General features: G+C 69.6%; 16 protein-coding genes. 14 read left to right on the forward strand and 2 right to left on the reverse strand.

What is annotated here, in order from left to right; translation table 11 throughout:
* On the forward strand, nucleotides 1-244 hold a 244-nt coding region (locus ACN8HC_RS19105; protein ID WP_490076441.1), incomplete at its 5' end, for an electron transfer flavoprotein subunit beta/FixA family protein.
* A gap of 26 nt (nucleotides 245-270) precedes the next feature.
* A complete protein-coding gene (locus ACN8HC_RS19110) occupies nucleotides 271-1,233 on the forward strand; it encodes an electron transfer flavoprotein subunit alpha/FixB family protein (RefSeq protein ID WP_490076442.1) in 963 nt (320 codons plus the stop codon).
* A 128-nt stretch (nucleotides 1,234-1,361) separates the two neighbouring features.
* Here ACN8HC_RS19110 and ACN8HC_RS19115 read toward each other — a convergent pair whose 3' ends face one another.
* The gene (locus ACN8HC_RS19115) at nucleotides 1,362-2,438 is read right to left on the reverse strand and encodes a hypothetical protein (RefSeq protein WP_490076443.1); all 1,077 of its coding nucleotides are present in this window, start codon (nucleotides 2,436-2,438) and stop codon (nucleotides 1,362-1,364) included.
* A gap of 96 nt (nucleotides 2,439-2,534) precedes the next feature.
* Here ACN8HC_RS19115 and ACN8HC_RS19120 point away from each other — a divergent pair, with 96 nt between their 5' ends.
* The 6 genes from ACN8HC_RS19120 (at nucleotide 2,535) to ACN8HC_RS19145 (ending at nucleotide 9,474) form a co-directional block, all read left to right on the forward strand.
* Nucleotides 2,535-3,737: a cysteine desulfurase family protein gene (locus tag ACN8HC_RS19120; RefSeq protein ID WP_490076444.1), complete on the forward strand. Its 1,203-nt coding sequence runs from the start codon at nucleotides 2,535-2,537 to the stop codon at nucleotides 3,735-3,737.
* A complete protein-coding gene (mnmA, locus tag ACN8HC_RS19125) occupies nucleotides 3,737-4,828 on the forward strand; it encodes a tRNA 2-thiouridine(34) synthase MnmA (protein WP_490076445.1) in 1,092 nt (363 codons plus the stop codon). The genes ACN8HC_RS19120 and mnmA overlap by 1 nt, the downstream gene beginning before the upstream one ends.
* 92 nt (nucleotides 4,829-4,920) lie before the next feature.
* Complete coding sequence (locus tag ACN8HC_RS19130) at nucleotides 4,921-5,850, forward strand: septum formation family protein (protein ID WP_490076446.1); 930 nt, start codon at nucleotides 4,921-4,923, stop codon at nucleotides 5,848-5,850.
* A gap of 10 nt (nucleotides 5,851-5,860) precedes the next feature.
* On the forward strand, nucleotides 5,861-6,859 hold the full coding sequence (locus ACN8HC_RS19135) for a uroporphyrinogen decarboxylase/cobalamine-independent methonine synthase family protein (RefSeq protein WP_490076447.1): 999 nt from the start codon (nucleotides 5,861-5,863) through the stop codon (nucleotides 6,857-6,859).
* Between the two features lie 33 nt (nucleotides 6,860-6,892).
* Nucleotides 6,893-8,989 (forward strand): NAD-dependent DNA ligase LigA, encoded by a 2,097-nt coding sequence (gene ligA / locus ACN8HC_RS19140; protein WP_490076448.1) that lies wholly within the window; start codon nucleotides 6,893-6,895, stop codon nucleotides 8,987-8,989.
* Between the two features lie 17 nt (nucleotides 8,990-9,006).
* Nucleotides 9,007-9,474, forward strand: coding sequence for a mycothiol transferase (locus tag ACN8HC_RS19145; protein ID WP_490076449.1), 468 nt, complete (start codon nucleotides 9,007-9,009; stop codon nucleotides 9,472-9,474).
* 12 nt (nucleotides 9,475-9,486) lie between these two features.
* On the opposite strand, the gene ACN8HC_RS19150 is transcribed toward ACN8HC_RS19145, so the two are convergent.
* Nucleotides 9,487-10,116, reverse strand: a complete 630-nt coding sequence (locus ACN8HC_RS19150; protein ID WP_490076450.1) for a cytidylate kinase-like family protein — start codon at nucleotides 10,114-10,116, stop codon at nucleotides 9,487-9,489.
* 150 nt (nucleotides 10,117-10,266) lie between these two features.
* Here ACN8HC_RS19150 and gatC point away from each other — a divergent pair, with 150 nt between their 5' ends.
* From gatC to ilvD, 6 genes are all read left to right on the forward strand, one after another.
* On the forward strand, nucleotides 10,267-10,563 hold the full coding sequence (gatC, locus tag ACN8HC_RS19155; protein ID WP_490076451.1) for an Asp-tRNA(Asn)/Glu-tRNA(Gln) amidotransferase subunit GatC: 297 nt from the start codon (nucleotides 10,267-10,269) through the stop codon (nucleotides 10,561-10,563).
* 8 nt (nucleotides 10,564-10,571) lie between these two features.
* Nucleotides 10,572-12,089: an Asp-tRNA(Asn)/Glu-tRNA(Gln) amidotransferase subunit GatA gene (gene gatA, locus ACN8HC_RS19160; RefSeq protein ID WP_490076452.1), complete on the forward strand. Its 1,518-nt coding sequence runs from the start codon at nucleotides 10,572-10,574 to the stop codon at nucleotides 12,087-12,089.
* Nucleotides 12,089-13,603: an Asp-tRNA(Asn)/Glu-tRNA(Gln) amidotransferase subunit GatB gene (gene gatB, locus ACN8HC_RS19165; RefSeq protein WP_490076453.1), complete on the forward strand. Its 1,515-nt coding sequence runs from the start codon at nucleotides 12,089-12,091 to the stop codon at nucleotides 13,601-13,603. Before gatA ends, gatB begins: the two co-directional genes overlap by 1 nt.
* A gap of 164 nt (nucleotides 13,604-13,767) precedes the next feature.
* The gene (locus ACN8HC_RS19170) at nucleotides 13,768-14,697 is read left to right on the forward strand and encodes a 2-hydroxyacid dehydrogenase (protein WP_490076454.1); all 930 of its coding nucleotides are present in this window, start codon (nucleotides 13,768-13,770) and stop codon (nucleotides 14,695-14,697) included.
* 12 nt (nucleotides 14,698-14,709) lie between these two features.
* Nucleotides 14,710-15,228 (forward strand): SixA phosphatase family protein, encoded by a 519-nt coding sequence (locus tag ACN8HC_RS19175; protein WP_490076455.1) that lies wholly within the window; start codon nucleotides 14,710-14,712, stop codon nucleotides 15,226-15,228.
* 60 nt (nucleotides 15,229-15,288) lie between these two features.
* Nucleotides 15,289-17,142, forward strand: a complete 1,854-nt coding sequence (ilvD, locus tag ACN8HC_RS19180; RefSeq protein ID WP_490076456.1) for a dihydroxy-acid dehydratase — start codon at nucleotides 15,289-15,291, stop codon at nucleotides 17,140-17,142.
* The last annotated feature ends 69 nt before the right edge of the window (nucleotides 17,143-17,211 follow it).

Genomic DNA, 17,211 nt, shown 5'->3' on the forward strand with positions numbered 1-17,211 from the left:
TCAGGTCAACGAGCCCAGGTATCCGTCGTTCAAGGGGATCATGGCCGCGAAGAAGAAGCCGGTGGAAACGTGGTCGTTGGCGGATTTGGGGGTGGATGCCGGGCGGGTCGGGCCGGACAACGCAGGCACGAGGGTGGTCTCGTTCACGGCGCGTCCGCCACGGGAGCAGGGCGAGATCATCACGGACGAGGGCGACGGCGGCACCAAGCTGGTCGAGTTCCTCGCCACGTCCAAACTGCTTTGATCGACTGAGAGACAAGGAGATTCGTCATGGCTGAGGTCCTGGTTCTGGTCGATCACATCGACGGTCAGGTGAAGAAGAATACGGCGGAGTTGTTGACGCTGGCGCGTCGGCTCGGTGAGCCGTCGGCGGTGTTCGTCGGTGGCGGGGTGGAGGCGGCGCGGCCCCGGTTGGCGCAGTTCGGCGCCGCGAAGGTGTACGTGATCGACAGCCCGGAGGTCACGGGCGGGTTGGCGGCGCCGTTGGCGGAGGCGCTGGCCGCGGTCGTGCACGCTGCGGGTGACCCGGTGGCGATCTTGCTGCCGACCGGCGGGGTGGCCAAGGAGGCGGCGGCCCGGTTGGCGGTCAAGACCGGTGGCGGGCTGATCACCGACGCCACCAACGTGGACGCCGGTGACGAGGGTGTGCAGACGACGCAGTCGGCGTTCGCGTCCAATTACACGGTGACTTCGGTGGTGACCGCGCAGCCGGCGATCGTGACGGTCAAGGCCAACACCGTCCCGCCGACCGCGGCGCAGGCGGCCGCCACCGTGGTGCCGGTCGACGTGCAGGTCTCGCAGGTGGCGAAGGCGGCCAGGATCACCAACACCGAGCCCAAGGCCAGGTCGGGGCGGCCGGAGTTGACCGAGGCGCAGATCGTGGTCTCCGGTGGCCGGGGCACCGGGGGCGACTTCGGGCCGGTCGAGGAGTTCGCCGACACCCTGGGTGCGGCGGTCGGTGCGTCCCGGGCGGCGGTGGATGCGGGGTGGTACCCGCACGCCAACCAGGTCGGGCAGACCGGCAAGCAGGTGTCTCCGCAGTTGTATGTCGCGGCCGGGATCTCCGGGGCGATCCAGCACCGCGCCGGCATGCAGACCTCCAAAACCATCGTCGCGGTCAACAAGGACGAAGAAGCACCCATCTTCGAACTCGTCGACTTCGGCGTCGTCGGCGACCTCTTCACCGTCCTGCCCCAAGCCACCCAAGCAGTCAAAGCAGCCAAGAACAGCTGACCACCGGATCGACCGGCATACCCCTGCATAGAGCGGCATACGGATCTCGCGCGGATCCGTATGCCGCTCAATGCGTTTGCCTGCCGGTCGATTCGACGGGCGATCAGCCGGTCGACGAAGCCGGTCGGTCAGCGCGCCGGCGGTTTGAGCGTCAGTTTGCCGTCCGACCACGCCGAGTCGACCTTGGCGCCGCCCGGCTCGGTCAGCTGGAGGAGTCGCAAACCCTTGACCATGCTGCCCTTCGGGGCCCAGAAGACGATCCGGTAGTCCGCGGTGTGCCCACTCTTGACGAGCGCACTGCTCAACGTCTCACCCTGACTGGAGAGTGTGGCCCGCCGGCAGAGCCGGCCGGCCCCGTCGACCAGGACGAAAGAGCGCCGGTCGACATACGCATCGGCGCCGTGGGCCGTGACATGCAGCCTGACGTCGATGGCGTCCACGTCGTTCGGTTGGCTCGGCCCGGGCTGAAAGGCGCGCCGGGTCGGCGTCGAGGCACGCACCGAGGACGACACCACGTTGTTGCCGTGCGAGACCGTCTTGCCGAACGTCACGCTGTGGACTCCGTTCGTGCGGTATGCCGACGTCGCCCCGTCGCACCCGGCTTTCGCGTGCGGAACGGGTGGGATCGGTGCATCGGCCCGCCAGGCGAGGCTCGCCGACGAGGCGTCGACCGCAGGCAGGTAACGGACACTGAGCGCGCTCGGCGCGACCGACGTGGGCACGAGGAAGGCCAGCTCACCGGAACCGATGTGCGTCTCGTCGACCATCAGCGCCACGAAACCTCGCGGCAGCGGGTTGATCGCCGGCTGCGAGCAGCGCCGGTTGTCCGGGCCGACCAGCACGAATTGCCCGTGGTCGACCGCGAAGGTGCCGTTGGTCAGGACACTGGCCCGGATCGGGACCTGGACGAGGCGGTAGCCGGAGCGGCCGGACGGGAGGTCGGTCGTGGTCGGCCGGCCCGCGCTCACCTGCAGGGCCGACGACCGGCCGGTCGGGGCCGTCATGCCGAACGGCACCGCTGCACCGGTGAGGCGCGGCGCCACCGTGGTCGAGCAGGCGGCGGCGTCGGAGGACGCGCTGCCGGGGGCGACCGAGCCGTGGTGCGTCGCGGAACTGCAGGCACTCAGCAACGTCGCGGCCACGCCGCAGGAAAGGGCGGCGAGCCACCGGTGATACACCGTCGATCCGGTCAGATGTCGCGTCACGACGCACAGTGTGGCAAACCGGGTGCGGGCCGCTGTGCCGTGCCGGCGGTGCGCCCGAGGTTGGGGCGGTGCGGACGCGGCGCGTACGCTTGACCGGTGCCAGACCAGGTCTATCTCGACCATGCCGCCACGACGCCGACCCGTCCCGAGGTCATCGCCGCCATCGCCGAACAACTCGCGATCGGCGGTAACGCCTCGTCGCTGCACACCACCGGCCGGGCAGCCCGGCGGGTCGTGGAGGAGTCGCGCGAGGCGATCGCCGCCGCGCTCGGATGCGGACCCTCCGAGGTCGTCTTCACCTCGGGCGGCACCGAGTCGGACAACCTGGCGATCAAGGGGACCTGGTGGCAGCGGCGCGCCGAGGACCCGCGGCGTCGGCGGCTGATCGTCGGCGCGACCGAGCACCACGCGGTGCTCGACGCGGTCGAGCACCTGGTCACTCACGAGGACGCCACCGTCGACTGGATCGAGGTCGACTCCCTCGGCCGCAGCGACCCGGACCAGGTCCGCGCCCTGATCGAACGCGACCCGGACTCGGTGGCCCTGGTGTCGCTGATGTGGGCCAACAACGAGGTCGGCACGGTTCAACCGGTGGCCGAGGTCGCGGCGGTGGCGCACGAGCACGGCATACCCATGCACACCGATGCGGTGCAGGCGGTCGGGCAGGTGGCGGTCGACTTCACGGCGTGCGGTGCCGACCTGCTGACCGCCAGCGCGCACAAGTTCGGCGGCCCCCAGGGCACCGGCGTACTGCTCGCCCGCCGCGACGCGTCGCTCACGCCGCTGACCCACGGTGGCGGCCAGGAGCGCCAGCTGCGCAGCGGCACCCTGGACGCCGCGGGCGTCAGGGGTATGGCGGTCGCCGCGACGCTCGCCACCCAGTCTCTCGCAGCGGAACAGGAGAAGCTGTCCGCGTTGCGGGACAAGCTGATTCGCGGTGCGCTCGACCTCGGACTGGACATCGAGGTGACCGGCGCGCACCAGGTCGGCGACGTGACGACGAGGCTCGCCGGCAACGCGCACCTGCGGATTCCCGGCTGCGACGGCGACTCGCTGCTCTATCTGCTCGACGCGGCCGGCATCGAGTGCTCGACCGGCTCGGCCTGCCAGGCCGGTGTGCCGCAGCCGAGCCACGTGCTGCTCGCCATGGGCATCACTGAGGACGATGCCCGCGGCGCGCTCCGACTGACGCTCGGGCACACCTCCACCGACGCGGACGTCGCGGCGTTCCTCGACGCGCTGCCGCCGGCCGTGGAGCGGGCCCGCCGGGCACGATCGGCCGGTCGGAGCGGCCGCTGATGCGTGTCGTCGCGGCGATGAGCGGCGGCGTCGACTCGGCGGTGGCCGCTGCCCGGATGGTCGACGCCGGGCACGAGGTGGTCGGCGTGCACCTGGCATTGTCCCAGTCCGCAGCAACGCTGCGAGAGTCCGCGCGTGGCTGCTGCACGATCGAGGACGCCGGTGACGCGCGCCGGGTGGCGGACCGGGTCGGCATACCGTTCTATGTCTGGGACATGGCGCAGCGGTTCCGGGAGGACGTGGTCGAGGACTTCGTCGCCGAATACACCGCCGGGCGCACCCCCAACCCGTGCCTGCGCTGCAACGAGCGCATCAAGTTCGCGGCGCTGCTGGACAAGGCGCTCGCGCTCGGGTTCGACGCCGTCGCAACCGGCCACTACGCGCAGATCGTCGACGGCCCGAACGGCCGGGAGCTGCACCGTGCGGTCGACATGGCCAAGGACCAGTCCTACGTGCTCGGGGTCCTCGACGCCGACCAACTGGCCAGGTCGTTCTTCCCGCTCGGTGACACGACCAAGCCGCAGATCCGGGAAGAGGCTGCGACGAGAGGCTTTTCGGTCGCCAAGAAGCCGGACAGCCACGACATCTGCTTCATCGCCGACGGGGACACCAAGGGCTGGCTGACCCGCCGGCTCGGCGAACAGCCGGGGGACATCGTGGACACCGACGGCGAGGTGGTCGGGCGGCACGACGGGGCGTTCGCCTACACCGTCGGTCAGCGGCGCGGTCTCGGGCTGAAGATCCCGCGCGAGGACGGCGCGAAACGCTACGTCGTCGATGTGCAGCCGCGCACCAACACCGTCGTGGTCGGCACGGAGGACCTGCTCGGCATCGACGTCGTCGTCGGGGAACACGCGCGCTGGTGCGGCACGGCACCCGTGGGCGAACTACGCGTCGGTGCCCAATTGCGCGCCCACGGAGAGGAATTCGCCGCCACGGCGGTCGCGGACGGCGACCGGGTGACGGTCCGTCTCGACGAGCGGGCACGTGGCGTCGCGCCCGGCCAGTCGGTCGTGCTGTATGACGGCACGCGCGTCGTCGGCTCGGCGACCATCACCGCCACGGATCGGAGTCGAGCCGCGACCCGGTGAATCCGGGCGAGTGGCCCGCGCGTCAAGGTGAACGACGGCCGCGTGCCACCGACTATCGTTGCGGCCGATCGACATACAAGAGGGGATCCGCCATGCCATTCGCCGACCACCGTGTGACACGCCCGATGCTGGCCGTCGCGACCATCGGCACCATGTGTCTCGGCCTGGCCGCCTGTGGCGGCAGCGACACGCCGACGGTGGCGCCCCCGAGTGTCACCAGCAGCTCGTCGACGTCGGCATCCACGCCGGCCAGCAGCTCCTCGTCGTCCTCCTCCGCGAGCAACCCGAGCACGTCGAGCAGCGGCGCGGTTCAGGCCGACTTCCGGTCCGGTCAGTGCTACGACGACACCGTGCACTGGTCCCTCACCCCGTGCAACCAGAGCCACGAACTCGAGATCACCGCCGTCGTCACGACCAGCCAGCACTCCGACGACATCATCAAACGCGGCATCCTGCGCACCTGGACCTGCAACAACGTGGTCTCCGGTTACCTCGGCAGCTCGAGCGCCGCGTTCTCGCTGGTGCTGGGACAGCCGGTGCCCACCGCTGTCGATCCGAACGCCGACAAGGAGATCGTCTGTGCCGCGGCGGTGTCGAAACCGGACGACTCCGGCTACCAGGAGATCAGCTACCGGCTGAAGAACCGCATCAAGCAGACGGGCTACCTCCCCTACCGCATCTGCACCAGCGATCGCCCGAGCCAGGACGACTCGCCGAAGATCGTGCCCTGCAGCCAGGCGCACAAGGCCGAGACGATCGGTGGCTTCGTGATCGGCAAGGCGGACGGCAAATACCCGGGCGGCAAGGCCGTCGACAAGGCGGCGCTGCAGCACTGTGTGCCGCTCGCCGAGAAGTACCTCGGCGCCACTCGCGGCGACGTCATCGCCGCCGCCAACAGCACGGGCCAGAGCGGCTGGCAGCGGGGGACCACCATGACGGCATGCTTCGTCGAGGCGACCAAGGGCACCTTCCGCAAGCCGCTGAAAGGCATGAAGAACCAACCGCTGTCGAAGTTCCAGTAGGTCGATCTCCATGAGCGATGAGGTGGCCGCGAGCGGGGTCGGGTCGTTGCCGGGCAGTGATGTCGGTGGTGCCGCCCGCTCCGTGCGGGAGCTGTATGGCGAGCGCGGCATCCCCTATCTGCCGGAACTGCCGGCCCGGGGGCCGGGCGCCGACCTGGTCGGCCGGACCGCAGCGCAGCTGACCGGGCTGGCCGTCGACCTGCAGCCGTCCGGCTGGCGACTGACCGACAATCCCGGCCGGGACGCGGCCCGGGCTCGGGCGTTTCTGCGGGAGGACCTCGACGTGCTGGCCGAGGTCTACGACGGCTCCCCCGGACCCCTCAAGGTCCAGCTGTGCGGTCCGGGGACCCTCGCGGCGACCCTGGAACTGCCCCGCGGCGGGCGGGTCGCCGGCGACCCGGGTGCCACCCGCGACCTCGTCCAGTCGCTCGCCGAGTCGGCGGTCGACGTGCTCACCCGGGTGCAGCGACTCGTGCCGGGTGCGGCGCTCGTGCAGCAGTGGGACGAGCCCGCGCTGCCGGCCGTGCTGGCCGGCCGGCTGCCGACCGCCTCCGGCTTCGGCCGAGTGCCCGCCGTCGACCCCGGCGTGGTGCGCGACGGCCTGCTCCACGTCACGGACACCGTTGCCGCGCAGTCTGACTCGCAGGTGATGCACTGTTGTGCCGCCGAGGTACCCATCCCGCTGGTGCGCCAGGTGCCGGGGCTGGAAGTGTCGCTCGACGTCGCCCTGGTCGGCACCGCGCAATGGGACGGTCTCGCCGAGCTGGCTGAATCCGGGCGACGGCTGTGGGCGGGCCTGGTGCCGACCAACTCCACGGCTCGCCATCCGCGCGAGCACGTCGAACCGTTCGTCGCCCAGTGGCACCGGGTGGGACTCGAGACGGCGCTGTTGCGGCAGGTCGTCGTGACACCGGCGTGCGGTCTGGCCGGCGCGTCACCGGCGGACGCCATACGCATCGGGCGGCTGACCGTCGATGCCGCCGGGATGCTCCGCGACGCCAGCGAGTGACTCGCTGTCACCGCCGTACGGCAGGATGGGCCGGTGACCGAGACCGACGGCATACCCACAGAAGCGCGGCACGAGTGGACTGAGCTTGCCGACGAGGTGCGCGGGCACCAATTCGCCTACCACGTGCGCGATGCGCCGACGATCAGCGACGGCGAATACGACCAGCTGGTGCGCCGACTCAACGCGCTGGAGGACCGATACCCGGCACTGCGCACGCCGGACAGCCCGACCCAGCAGGTCGGCGGCGCGATCTTCAGCACCGACTTCACGCCGGTCAAGCACGCGGAGCGAATGCTCAGCCTGGACAACGTGTTCAGCGCGGAGGAGCTCGCCGGCTGGATCGCGCGGGTGCAGCGCGACGTGGGCGATCAGCCGCTGCACTTCCTGTGCGAGCTCAAGATCGACGGCCTGGCGATCAACCTCACCTACGAGGACGGCCGGCTGGTCCGCGGCGTGACCCGTGGGGACGGCACGACCGGTGAGGATGTGACCTCGAATGTGCGCACCGTGGAAGGGATTCCGCACAAGCTCGCCGGTGACAACGTGCCCGCGCTGGTCGAGGTTCGCGGTGAGATCTTCATGAGCATGGCCGACTTCGAGCAGCTGAACACCGCGCTCGTCGAGGCCGGCAAGGCGCCGTTCGCCAATCCCCGCAACACTGCCGCCGGTTCGCTGCGGCAGAAGGATCCGCGGGTGACCGCAAGTCGTGCGCTGCGCATGCTGGTGCACGGCATCGGTGCCCGGCGCGGCTTCGACATCCAGCGGCAGTCACAGGCCTACGACCTGTTGCGCGAGTGGGGACTGCCGGTGTCCAGCCACTACAAGGTGGTTCGCACGCCCAAGCAGGTGCAGGACTATGTCGAGTGGGCCGGTGCCAACCGGCACTCGGTGGAGCACGAGCTGGACGGCGTCGTGGTCAAGGTCGATGAGGTGCCGCTGCAGCGCGCCCTCGGTTCGACCTCCCGTGCGCCGCGCTGGGCGATCGCCTACAAATATCCGCCGGAAGAGGTCAACACCAAGCTGCTCGACATCGAGGTCAACGTCGGCCGCACCGGGCGGGTGACGCCGTTCGGCGTGATGGAACCGGTTGCCGTCGCAGGGTCGACGGTCACCAACGCCACGCTGCACAACGCCTCGGAGGTGAAGCGCAAGGGCGTGCTCATCGGCGACACGGTGGTGCTGCGCAAGGCGGGCGACGTCATACCGGAGATCCTGGGGCCGGTCGTCGACCTGCGGGACGGCAGCGAACGCGAGTTCGTCATGCCGACGCACTGCCCATCGTGCGGCGCCGAGCTCGCCTACGAGAAAGAGGGCGACAAGGACATCCGCTGTCCCAACTCGCGCACCTGCCCGTCGCAGCTGCGCGAGCGGCTCTTCGGACTGGCCGGTCGTGGCGCGTTCGACATCGAGGCGCTCGGATGGGAAGGCGCGATCGCGCTGCTCGAGTCCGGCGTGCTGACCGACGAGTCGACGCTCTTCGGGCTGACCCGGGAGCAGTTGACCAAGGTGCCCATCTACACGCGCGCGGCGAAGAAGACCGACCCCGCCGACGCGATCGTCGATGGAAAAGTGCTGTCCGCCAACGGTGTCCGGCTGCTCGACAACCTGGCCAAGGCCAAGGAGCAGCCGCTCTGGCGGGTCATCGTCGGCCTGTCGATCCGGCACGTCGGCCCCACGGCGGCCCGCGCGCTCGCGACGCAGTTCGGTTCGATGGAAGCGATCCGCTCGGCGTCGGTCGACGAGCTGGCCGCCGCCGACGGAGTCGGTGGCGTGATCGCCCAGGCGGTCGTCGACTGGTTCTCGGTCGACTGGCACCGCGGGATCGTCGACCAGTGGGCGGCGGACGGCGTCCGGATGGCCGACGAGCGCGACGAGTCGATCCCGCAGACCCTCACCGGACTGACCGTCGTCGTGACCGGGTCGCTCGAGGATTTCACCCGCGACTCGGCCAAGGAGGCGATCGTCGCGCACGGCGGCAAGGCAGCCGGCTCGGTCTCCAAGAAGACCTCGTATGTCGTGCTCGGCGCCAACGCCGGCTCCAAGGCCGACAAGGCGGAACAACTCGGCGTGCCCACGCTGGACGAGGCAGGTTTCGTCGCGCTGCTGGAGAACGGTGCGCCCGGGGAGTAAGCGAACAAGGAGTTTTCATGAGCGAAGCAGTTCCGTTGTCCGTCGTGCTGGTGCACGTCGACCGTGCCCTGACCGGCATGACGGTCACCCTGCGCGAGCTGGGTGACGAGCTGGCCAACGCCGACCCCGGCGTGCCGGGTGCCAACACGGCATACCAGATCGTGCGGCACTGCTGTGGTGTCCTCGAGTTCTGGGGCGGTCAGGTGCTGGCCAACCGGCCGATCACCCGCGACCGGCCCGCCGAGTTCATGTCGTCCGGCAGCGTCGATGAGCTGATCCTGCTCGTGCAACGCCAGCGTGACGCGTTCACCGAGGACGTCGCCGGATTCGACGGCTGGGCGGAGCCGCGGGGCGCGCTGCGCGAGAGCGACCTGGATCGCGAGGAAGTGCGCACCCAGGCTGGGGTTCTGATGCACATCTACGAGGAGTTGGCCCAGCACCGCGGGCATCTCGACCTGACCGCGGACCTGGTCCGAGCGCGCTGAGTCCTAACCGGCCTACGGGTGAGCGCCGGTGAACGCCCGGTATGCCGCAACAATCATCTCGACGCACTGGTCGACCTCGAGCAACGGCGTGTTGAGCTGCAGGTGGTAGAGCGCCGGGTCGTCGATGTCCCGGCCGTAGAGCTGCTGCACGTACTTGGCGCGCGCGGCGTCAACCTTGGGCAGGTTCTGCTCGGCGGCATCCGCCCCCACCGCGCCGAACTTCACCGCAGCCTTGAGGCGTTCCTCACGCGCGCCGTAGAGCCGGACCCGGAAGACGTCCGTGCGGTTCTGCATCGCCGCCGCCCCGCCACGGCCGAGGATGACCGCACCGTCCTCGAGCGCCTCGCACATGATGCGGTTGGCGTCCGCACGGAACTCCTGCGCCGCGGCCCCGTCGGCGGCCGCGATGGCCGCACCGCCGGTGATCGTGTCCGCGAGGGGAGCCAGGTTGCGGAAGAAGCGGTCGGCGAAGCTCAGTTTGCGTTCGCCCTCCTCCGCCTCTTCGAGCGAGACCCGCAGGTCTTCGGCCACCTGCGCGCTGATCGCCCGGTCCAGCATGGCGAAGCCGAGGCGTTCGGCGACCCGGGGAGCGACGACGCCACCTCCCGCGCCGTACGCCGACGAAATCGTGATCCCTGGCATGACCGCCTCCTCGGTAGTGCGAGTCCCGAAACTTCGCTCTGCTATCAAGTTCTATCACTGTGCCTGCTAGCAGTGTGACGCCCGAACCTAGCGGGCGAGAGCGCCAAGCCGCGCGAAACGCGTCGAGTGAGGCGAAATAGACTTTCGGTCATGTCTGCGCTCTCCCGCGACGAGGTAGCCCACGTCGCCATGCTCGCCCGCATCCAGCTCACCGACGCCGAGCTCGACCGGCTTGCCGGTCAGTTGGACCAGATCGTCGGCTTCGTCGCGACGGTCGGCGAGATCACCGCGGACGACACCCCGCCGATGTCGCACCCGCTGCCGCTGGAGAACGTCACACGGGACGACGTGGTGCGGCCCAGCCTGACCACGGAGCAGGCGCTCGCGGCCGCACCGAAGGCGCAGGCCGACCGCTTCGCCGTGCCGCGCATCCTGGACGAGGACTGAGGGACCCGATGACCGACTACACCCGCTCGACCGCGGCCGAGATCGCCGCCGCCCTCGCCTCGGGCGACACGACGTCCGTCGAGGTCACCCAGGCACACCTGGACCGCATCGCCGAGGTCGACGGCGCGCTCAACGCCTTCCTGCAGGTCGATGCCGAGGGTGCCCTCGCCGCCGCGCAAGCGGTCGACGACGCGCGCGCCGCCGGTGCGCAACTCGGCCCGCTCGCCGGGGTGCCGATCGCGGTGAAGGACATCCTGTGCACCGAGGGCCTGGAGACCACCGCGGGCAGCAAGATCCTGCAGGGCTGGATCCCGCCGTATGACGCCACCGTGGTCAGCCGGCTCCGCGCCGCCGGTATGCCGATCCTCGGCAAGACCAACATGGACGAGTTCGCCATGGGCAGCTCGACCGAGCACTCGGCATACGGCCCCACCCGCAACCCCTGGGATCTCGACCGGATCCCCGGCGGCTCCGGCGGCGGTTCCTCCGCGGCGGTCGCCGCGTTCGAGGCGCCCCTCGCGATCGGCACCGACACCGGCGGCTCCATCCGGCAGCCGGCCGCGGTCACCGGCACGGTCGGCACCAAGCCGACCTATGGCGGCGTCTCGCGCTACGGCATCATCGCGCTGGCCAGCTCACTGGACCAGGCGGGGCCCTGCGCCCGGACGGTCCTCGACGCGGCGCTGCTGCACGAGGTGATCGGCGGACACGACATCATGGACTCGACCTCGATCGACGCGCCGGTGCCGGCGGTCGTCGAAGCCGCTCGCCGCGGTGACGTGTCGGGCATGAAGGTCGGTGTGGTCAAAGAGATCTCGGGCGACGGATTCCAGCCGGGCATCAAGCAGCTGTTCGACGAGTCGGTGCAGTTGTTGGTCGACCGGGGCGCCGAGATCGTCGAGGTCAGCTGCCCGAGCTTCGAGAAAGGCCTGGCCGCCTACTACCTGATCCTGCCGAGCGAGGCCAGCTCCAACCTGGCCCGCTTCGACGCGATGCGCTACGGGCTGCGAGTCGGTCCGGCGGGCGTCGAGAGCCCGAGCGCCGAGCAGGTCATGGCCGCGACGCGGGAAGCCGGCTTCGGTGACGAGGTGAAGCGCCGCATCATCCTCGGCACCTATGCGCTGTCCGCCGGCTACTACGACGCCTACTACGGGCAGGCGCAGAAGGTCCGCACGCTGATCGCGCGCGACTTCGCGGCGGCATACGACAAGGTCGACGTGCTCGTGACGCCGACCGCACCGACCACGGCGTTCCGGCTCGGCGAGAAGCTCGACGACCCGATGGCGATGTATCTCAACGACGTCGCCACCATCCCGGCGAACCTCGCCGGCATACCCGGCATGTCGATCCCCAACGGCCTGGCGGCCGAGGACGGCCTGCCGAGCGGTTTCCAGATCCTCGCGCCGGCCACCAAGGACGAGCGGCTCTATCAGGTCGCGGCCGCACTGGAGGCGGCGCTGCACGAGAAGTGGGGTGCGCCGATCCTGGCGCAAGCACCGACCCTGACAGCGAAGGCGGCCAACTGATGACCGACGCAGTGATCGACTACGACGAGGCGCTCACCAAGTACGACCCGGTGATGGGTTTCGAGGTGCACGTCGAGCTCAACACGGCCACCAAGATGTTCTGCGGTTGCGCGACCTTCTTCGGCGCAGAGCCCAATTCGCATGTCTGCCCCGTGTGCCTCGGCCTGCCGGGCGCACTGCCGGTGGTCAACGGCACGGCGGTCGAGTCGGCCATCCGGCTCGGCCTCGCACTCAACTGCAGCATCGCGGACTGGTGTCGCTTCGCCCGGAAGAACTACTTCTATCCGGACATGCCCAAGAACTTCCAGACCAGTCAGTATGACGAGCCGATCTGCTTCGACGGCTACCTCGACGTGGAGATCCCGGCGGCGTCCGGGGAGGGCAGCGAGACCTTCCGCGTGGAGATCGAGCGCGCCCACATGGAAGAGGACACCGGCAAGTCGCTGCACGTCGGTGGTGCCACCGGCCGCATTCATGGCGCCGAATACTCGCTGGTCGACTTCAACCGGGCCGGCATACCGCTCATCGAGATCGTCACCAAGCCCATCGAGGGCGCGGGTGAGCGGGCGCCGGAGATCGCTCGCGCGTACGTCGCCACCCTCCGCGACCTGGTCAAGGCGCTCGGCATCAGCGACGTCAAGATGGAGCAGGGCTCGGTGCGCTGCGACGCCAACGTGTCGCTGCGTCCCGTCGGCGCCGAGAAACTCGGCACTCGCACCGAGACCAAGAACGTCAACTCGTTGCGATCCATCGAGCGCGCCGTCCGCTACGAGATCAGCCGGCAGGCGGCGATCCTCGACCAGGGCGGCTCGATCACCCAGGAGACCCGGCACTGGCACGAAGACACCGGAGTCACCACCGCCGGCCGTCCCAAGTCGGATGCCGACGACTACCGCTACTTCCCGGAGCCGGACCTCGTGCCGGTGGCGCCGTCCGCCGAACTGGTCGAGAAGCTGCGCGGCACCCTGCCGGAGCCGCCGGCGCAGCGGCGCAAGCGGCTGCAATCCGACTGGGGCTACAGCGATCTGGAGATGCGCGACGTCATCAACGCAGGCGCGATCGACCTGATCGACGAGTCCGTGGCGGCCGGTGCCACACCGGCCGGTGCGCGCAAGTGGTGGACCGGTGAGCTGGCCCGCCGGGCCAACGCCGAGGGCAAGGCGATCGACGAGTTCAACGTCACGCCGGCGTATGTCGCCGAGCTCGACCAGCTGGTCAAGAGCGGCCGGCTCAACGACTCGATGGCGCGGCAGGTGCTCGACGGGGTCATCGACGGCGAGGGCTCGCCGACCGAGGTCGCGGACGCACGCGGCCTCGAGCTGGTGCAGGACGACAGTGCGCTCGAGGCGGCGGTCGACAAGGTCATCGCCGGCAACGAGGCGATCGCGGCGAAGGTGCGCGACGGCAAGCTGAACGCCGCCGGCGCGCTCATCGGCCAGGTGATGAAGGAGTTGAAGGGCCAGGCCGATGCCGCCAAGGCCCGCGAACTCATCCTCGCCAAGCTGACCAGCTGACTCCCCGTTCGCCGACAGGCTCACCAAATCCCGAGGGGCTCAGTTGTCGCCCCGATTCCGGGGCCGGTAAGTAAGCCTCTCGAGGTGTTTCTGAGCCTCTCGGCAAGAAGGGGTGGGGCACCCGCGGTGTGGCGTGTATTCGCGTCCGGGCTAGTTTCGACGTCATGGCTGTTGTGTCGTTGCCGGAAGAGCACTGGATCACCGCGCTGGCGGATGTCGACGGGGTGCGGTTCGTCCTGTGGGACATGAAGGAAGTACCGCCGCGGGACGACATCGAGCTGGTCGTGCCGCCATACCTGAGCAACCCGAAGCGGCTCGCCCGCCTGTCCGAGCTGCCGAAGTTGCGCGCGGTGCAACTGGTGACCGCCGGCTTCGAGCACGCGGTTCCCTATCTGCCGCAAGGGGTTCAGCTCGCCAACGGGCGGGGCATCCACGACACGTCCACCGCCGAGCTCGCCGTCGGGTTGGCGATCGCCGCGCAGCGGGGCATACCCCAGGCGGTTCGTGCGCAGGAGCACGGCGAGTGGCTGCAGCTGGCCGGTATGCCGTCCCTCGCCGACCGGCGGGCGCTCATCGTCGGCTACGGCTCCATCGGGGTCGAGATCGCCAAACGGTTGGTCGCGATGGAGGTTTCGATCACGGCCGTCGCGTCCCGAGCCCGCGGCGGTGACGACATCGTCGACTCGGTGCACGGCATCGAGGAGCTGCCCGAGCTGCTGCCCGAGCACGACATCGTGTTCCTGATCGTGCCACTCACCGACGCCACCCGGCATCTCGTCGACGCCGACTTCTTGGCTCGTATGCCGCGAGACTCCTTGCTGGTCAACGTCGCTCGCGGGGGAGTGGTCGACACCGACGCACTCGTCGCGGCCTGTGCCAGCGGTCACGTGCGCGCCGCCCTCGACGTCACGGACCCGGAGCCGCTGCCGCAGGATCACCCGCTCTGGCACACCCAGGGGGTGCTGATCACTCCGCACGTCGGCGGTGCGTCGACGGCGTTCGAGCCGCGCGCGCTTCGGTTGCTGCGCAGCGAGCTGACCCGATTCGCCCACGACGAGCCGCTGCAGAATGTCGTTGCGACCGGCTCCAGATGAAATGCTTTGCAGATGACTGCAGCAAGACAACTGGTTGTCGTCCGGCACGCCAAAACCGCTGACCCCGGGGGCAGTCCGGATCATGAGCGTGAGCTGACGGAGCGGGGACACGCCGACGCGCGCGCCATGGGCGAGTGGCTCAAGGACCACGGCGTCCGGGTGGATCTGGTGCTCTGCTCGACGGCCGTCCGCACCCGCGAAACCTGGGCGGACATCGTCGAGAGCAGCGGTCTCGGTGCCTTGGTCGAGCACGACCAGCGGATCTACAACGCGTCCGTGGAGGACCTGCTCAGTGTCATCGGGCGAGAGGGCCACTCGTCCCGGTCAATCGCGCTCGTTGGCCACGCGCCCGGGATTCCAGCGTTGGCAGCTGCGCTCACCGAAGGGGTCGCGGCCGGGCCGAACGGCGCGACCCTCGACGACGGCTTCCCGACCTGCACTGTCGCCGTTCTGGAAGTGGACGTTCCGTGGAAGAAGCTGGCGCCGGGCACGGCGCGGCTCATCGCGGTGCACACGGCGCGCGCCGAGTAGACCGGTCCACGACATGGGATCGCCGTCCCACTCTTTGGACGGCGTGCGTAAACTGGCGCAATGCCAGCTCTGAGGTCTCGGACAACCACTTTCGGACGTGCCGCGGCGGGTGCTCGCTCACTCTGGCGGGCGACCGGTATGACGGACGACGACTTCGGCAAACCGATTGTGGCCATTGCGAATTCCTACACCCAGTTCGTGCCGGGTCACGTCCACCTCAAGGATGTCGGCGACATCGTCGCCGAGGGCGTCCGAGCCGCCGGCGGTGTGCCCCGCGAGTTCAACACCATCGCCGTCGACGACGGCATCGCCATGGGTCACGGCGGCATGCTCTACTCGCTGCCCAGTCGCGAGATCATCGCCGACTCGGTCGAATACATGGTCAACGCGCACACCGCCGACGCACTCGTCTGCATCTCCAACTGCGACAAGATCACGCCCGGCATGCTCAACGCGGCGATGCGGCTCAACATCCCGACGGTCTTCGTGTCCGGCGGTCCGATGGAGGCCGGCAAGTCGGTCGTGGTCGACGGTGTCGTCCACCCCTCGTCCGACCTGATCACCTCGATCTCCGCGTCGGCCGACGACAACGTCGACGAGACGAAGCTGAGCGAGATCGAGCTGTCGGCCTGCCCGACCTGCGGCAGCTGCTCCGGCATGTTCACCGCCAACTCGATGAACTGTCTGACCGAAGCCCTCGGCCTTGCGCTCCCCGGCAACGGGTCCACCCTGGCCACCCACGCCGCCCGGCGTGCGTTGTTCGAGCGGGCCGGCACCGTCGTCGTCGAACTGGCCAGGCGCTACTACGAGCAGGACGACCACTCGGCGCTGCCGCGCAACATCGCGACATCGGCCGCCTTCCGCAACGCGATGTCCCTCGACGTCGCGATGGGCGGGTCGACCAACACGGTGCTGCACATCCTGGCCGCCGCGCAGGAGGGCGAGGTCAAGGACTTCGACCTCGCCACCATCGATGAGATCAGCCGCCGGGTGCCGTGCCTGTCGAAGGTTGCGCCCAACTCGTTCTTCCACATGGAGGACGTGCACCGGGCCGGCGGCATACCCGCGATCCTCGGCGAGTTGCGCCGGGCGGGACTGCTCGAGCACGACGTGACCACCGTGCACACGCCGACGCTCGAGAAGTGGCTGGACGACTGGGACATTCGCTCCGGCAAGGCCACCGACGAGGCCATTGAGCTCTTCCACGCCGCGCCGGGCGGAGTGCGCACCGTGGAGCCGTTCTCGACCGACAACCGGTGGGCGGACCTCGACACCGATGCGGTCAACGGCTGCATCCACGACAAGGCCCACGCCTACACCGCCGAGGGCGGGCTGGCGATCCTGCGCGGCAACCTCGCCGAGGACGGCGCGGTCATCAAGACCGCCGGCGTCGAGGAAGAGCTCTGGCACTTCGAGGGACCCGCGCGAGTGGTCGAGTCGCAGGAGCAGGCCGTGGAGGTGATCCTCAACAAGATCATCCAGCCCGGCGAGGTCCTGGTCGTGCGTTACGAAGGTCCGGCCGGTGGCCCCGGGATGCAGGAGATGCTGCACCCGACTGCGTTCCTCAAGGGCACGGGTCTGGGCAAGAAGTGCGCCCTCGTCACCGACGGACGCTTCTCCGGTGGCTCGAGCGGTCTGTCGATCGGCCACGTCTCGCCCGAGGCGGCGGCCGGCGGCACGATCGGCCTCGTGCGGGACGGCGACCCGATCCTGATCGACGTGCCCAGCCGGGTGCTGCGGGTGCAGGTCGACGACGCGGAGCTGGAGCGCCGCCGCGCCGAGATGGTGGCCGCCGAGACGCCGTGGCAGCCGCAGGGGCGGGAGCGCGTCGTCAGCAAGGCGCTGCAGGCGTATGCCGCAATGGCCACCTCGGCCGACCGCGGGGCCGTCCGCGAGGTCCCGACGCGTCGCTGAGCCAGCTCAGCGCTCGAGCTTCATGCTCGGATGTCCACGTCAGCGACTCCAACCACAGCGATGCTGCCC

The organism is Flexivirga sp. YIM B11880 (assembly GCF_058148645.1).

Coding starts and splice junctions, on each gene's coding strand:
- ACN8HC_RS19110 (WP_490076442.1), top strand. CDS start 271: ATGGCTGAGGTCCTGGTTCTGGTCGATCACATCGACGGTCAGGTGAAG.
- ilvD (WP_490076456.1), top strand. CDS start 15,289: ATGCCAGCTCTGAGGTCTCGGACAACCACTTTCGGACGTGCCGCGGCG.
- ACN8HC_RS19135 (WP_490076447.1), top strand. CDS start 5,861: ATGAGCGATGAGGTGGCCGCGAGCGGGGTCGGGTCGTTGCCGGGCAGT.
- gatA (WP_490076452.1), top strand. CDS start 10,572: ATGACCGACTACACCCGCTCGACCGCGGCCGAGATCGCCGCCGCCCTC.
- gatC (WP_490076451.1), top strand. CDS start 10,267: ATGTCTGCGCTCTCCCGCGACGAGGTAGCCCACGTCGCCATGCTCGCC.
- ACN8HC_RS19145 (WP_490076449.1), top strand. CDS start 9,007: ATGAGCGAAGCAGTTCCGTTGTCCGTCGTGCTGGTGCACGTCGACCGT.
- ACN8HC_RS19150 (WP_490076450.1), bottom strand. CDS start 10,116: ATGCCAGGGATCACGATTTCGTCGGCGTACGGCGCGGGAGGTGGCGTC.
- ACN8HC_RS19170 (WP_490076454.1), top strand. CDS start 13,768: ATGGCTGTTGTGTCGTTGCCGGAAGAGCACTGGATCACCGCGCTGGCG.
- ACN8HC_RS19130 (WP_490076446.1), top strand. CDS start 4,921: ATGCCATTCGCCGACCACCGTGTGACACGCCCGATGCTGGCCGTCGCG.
- mnmA (WP_490076445.1), top strand. CDS start 3,737: ATGCGTGTCGTCGCGGCGATGAGCGGCGGCGTCGACTCGGCGGTGGCC.
- gatB (WP_490076453.1), top strand. CDS start 12,089: ATGACCGACGCAGTGATCGACTACGACGAGGCGCTCACCAAGTACGAC.
- ACN8HC_RS19175 (WP_490076455.1), top strand. CDS start 14,710: ATGACTGCAGCAAGACAACTGGTTGTCGTCCGGCACGCCAAAACCGCT.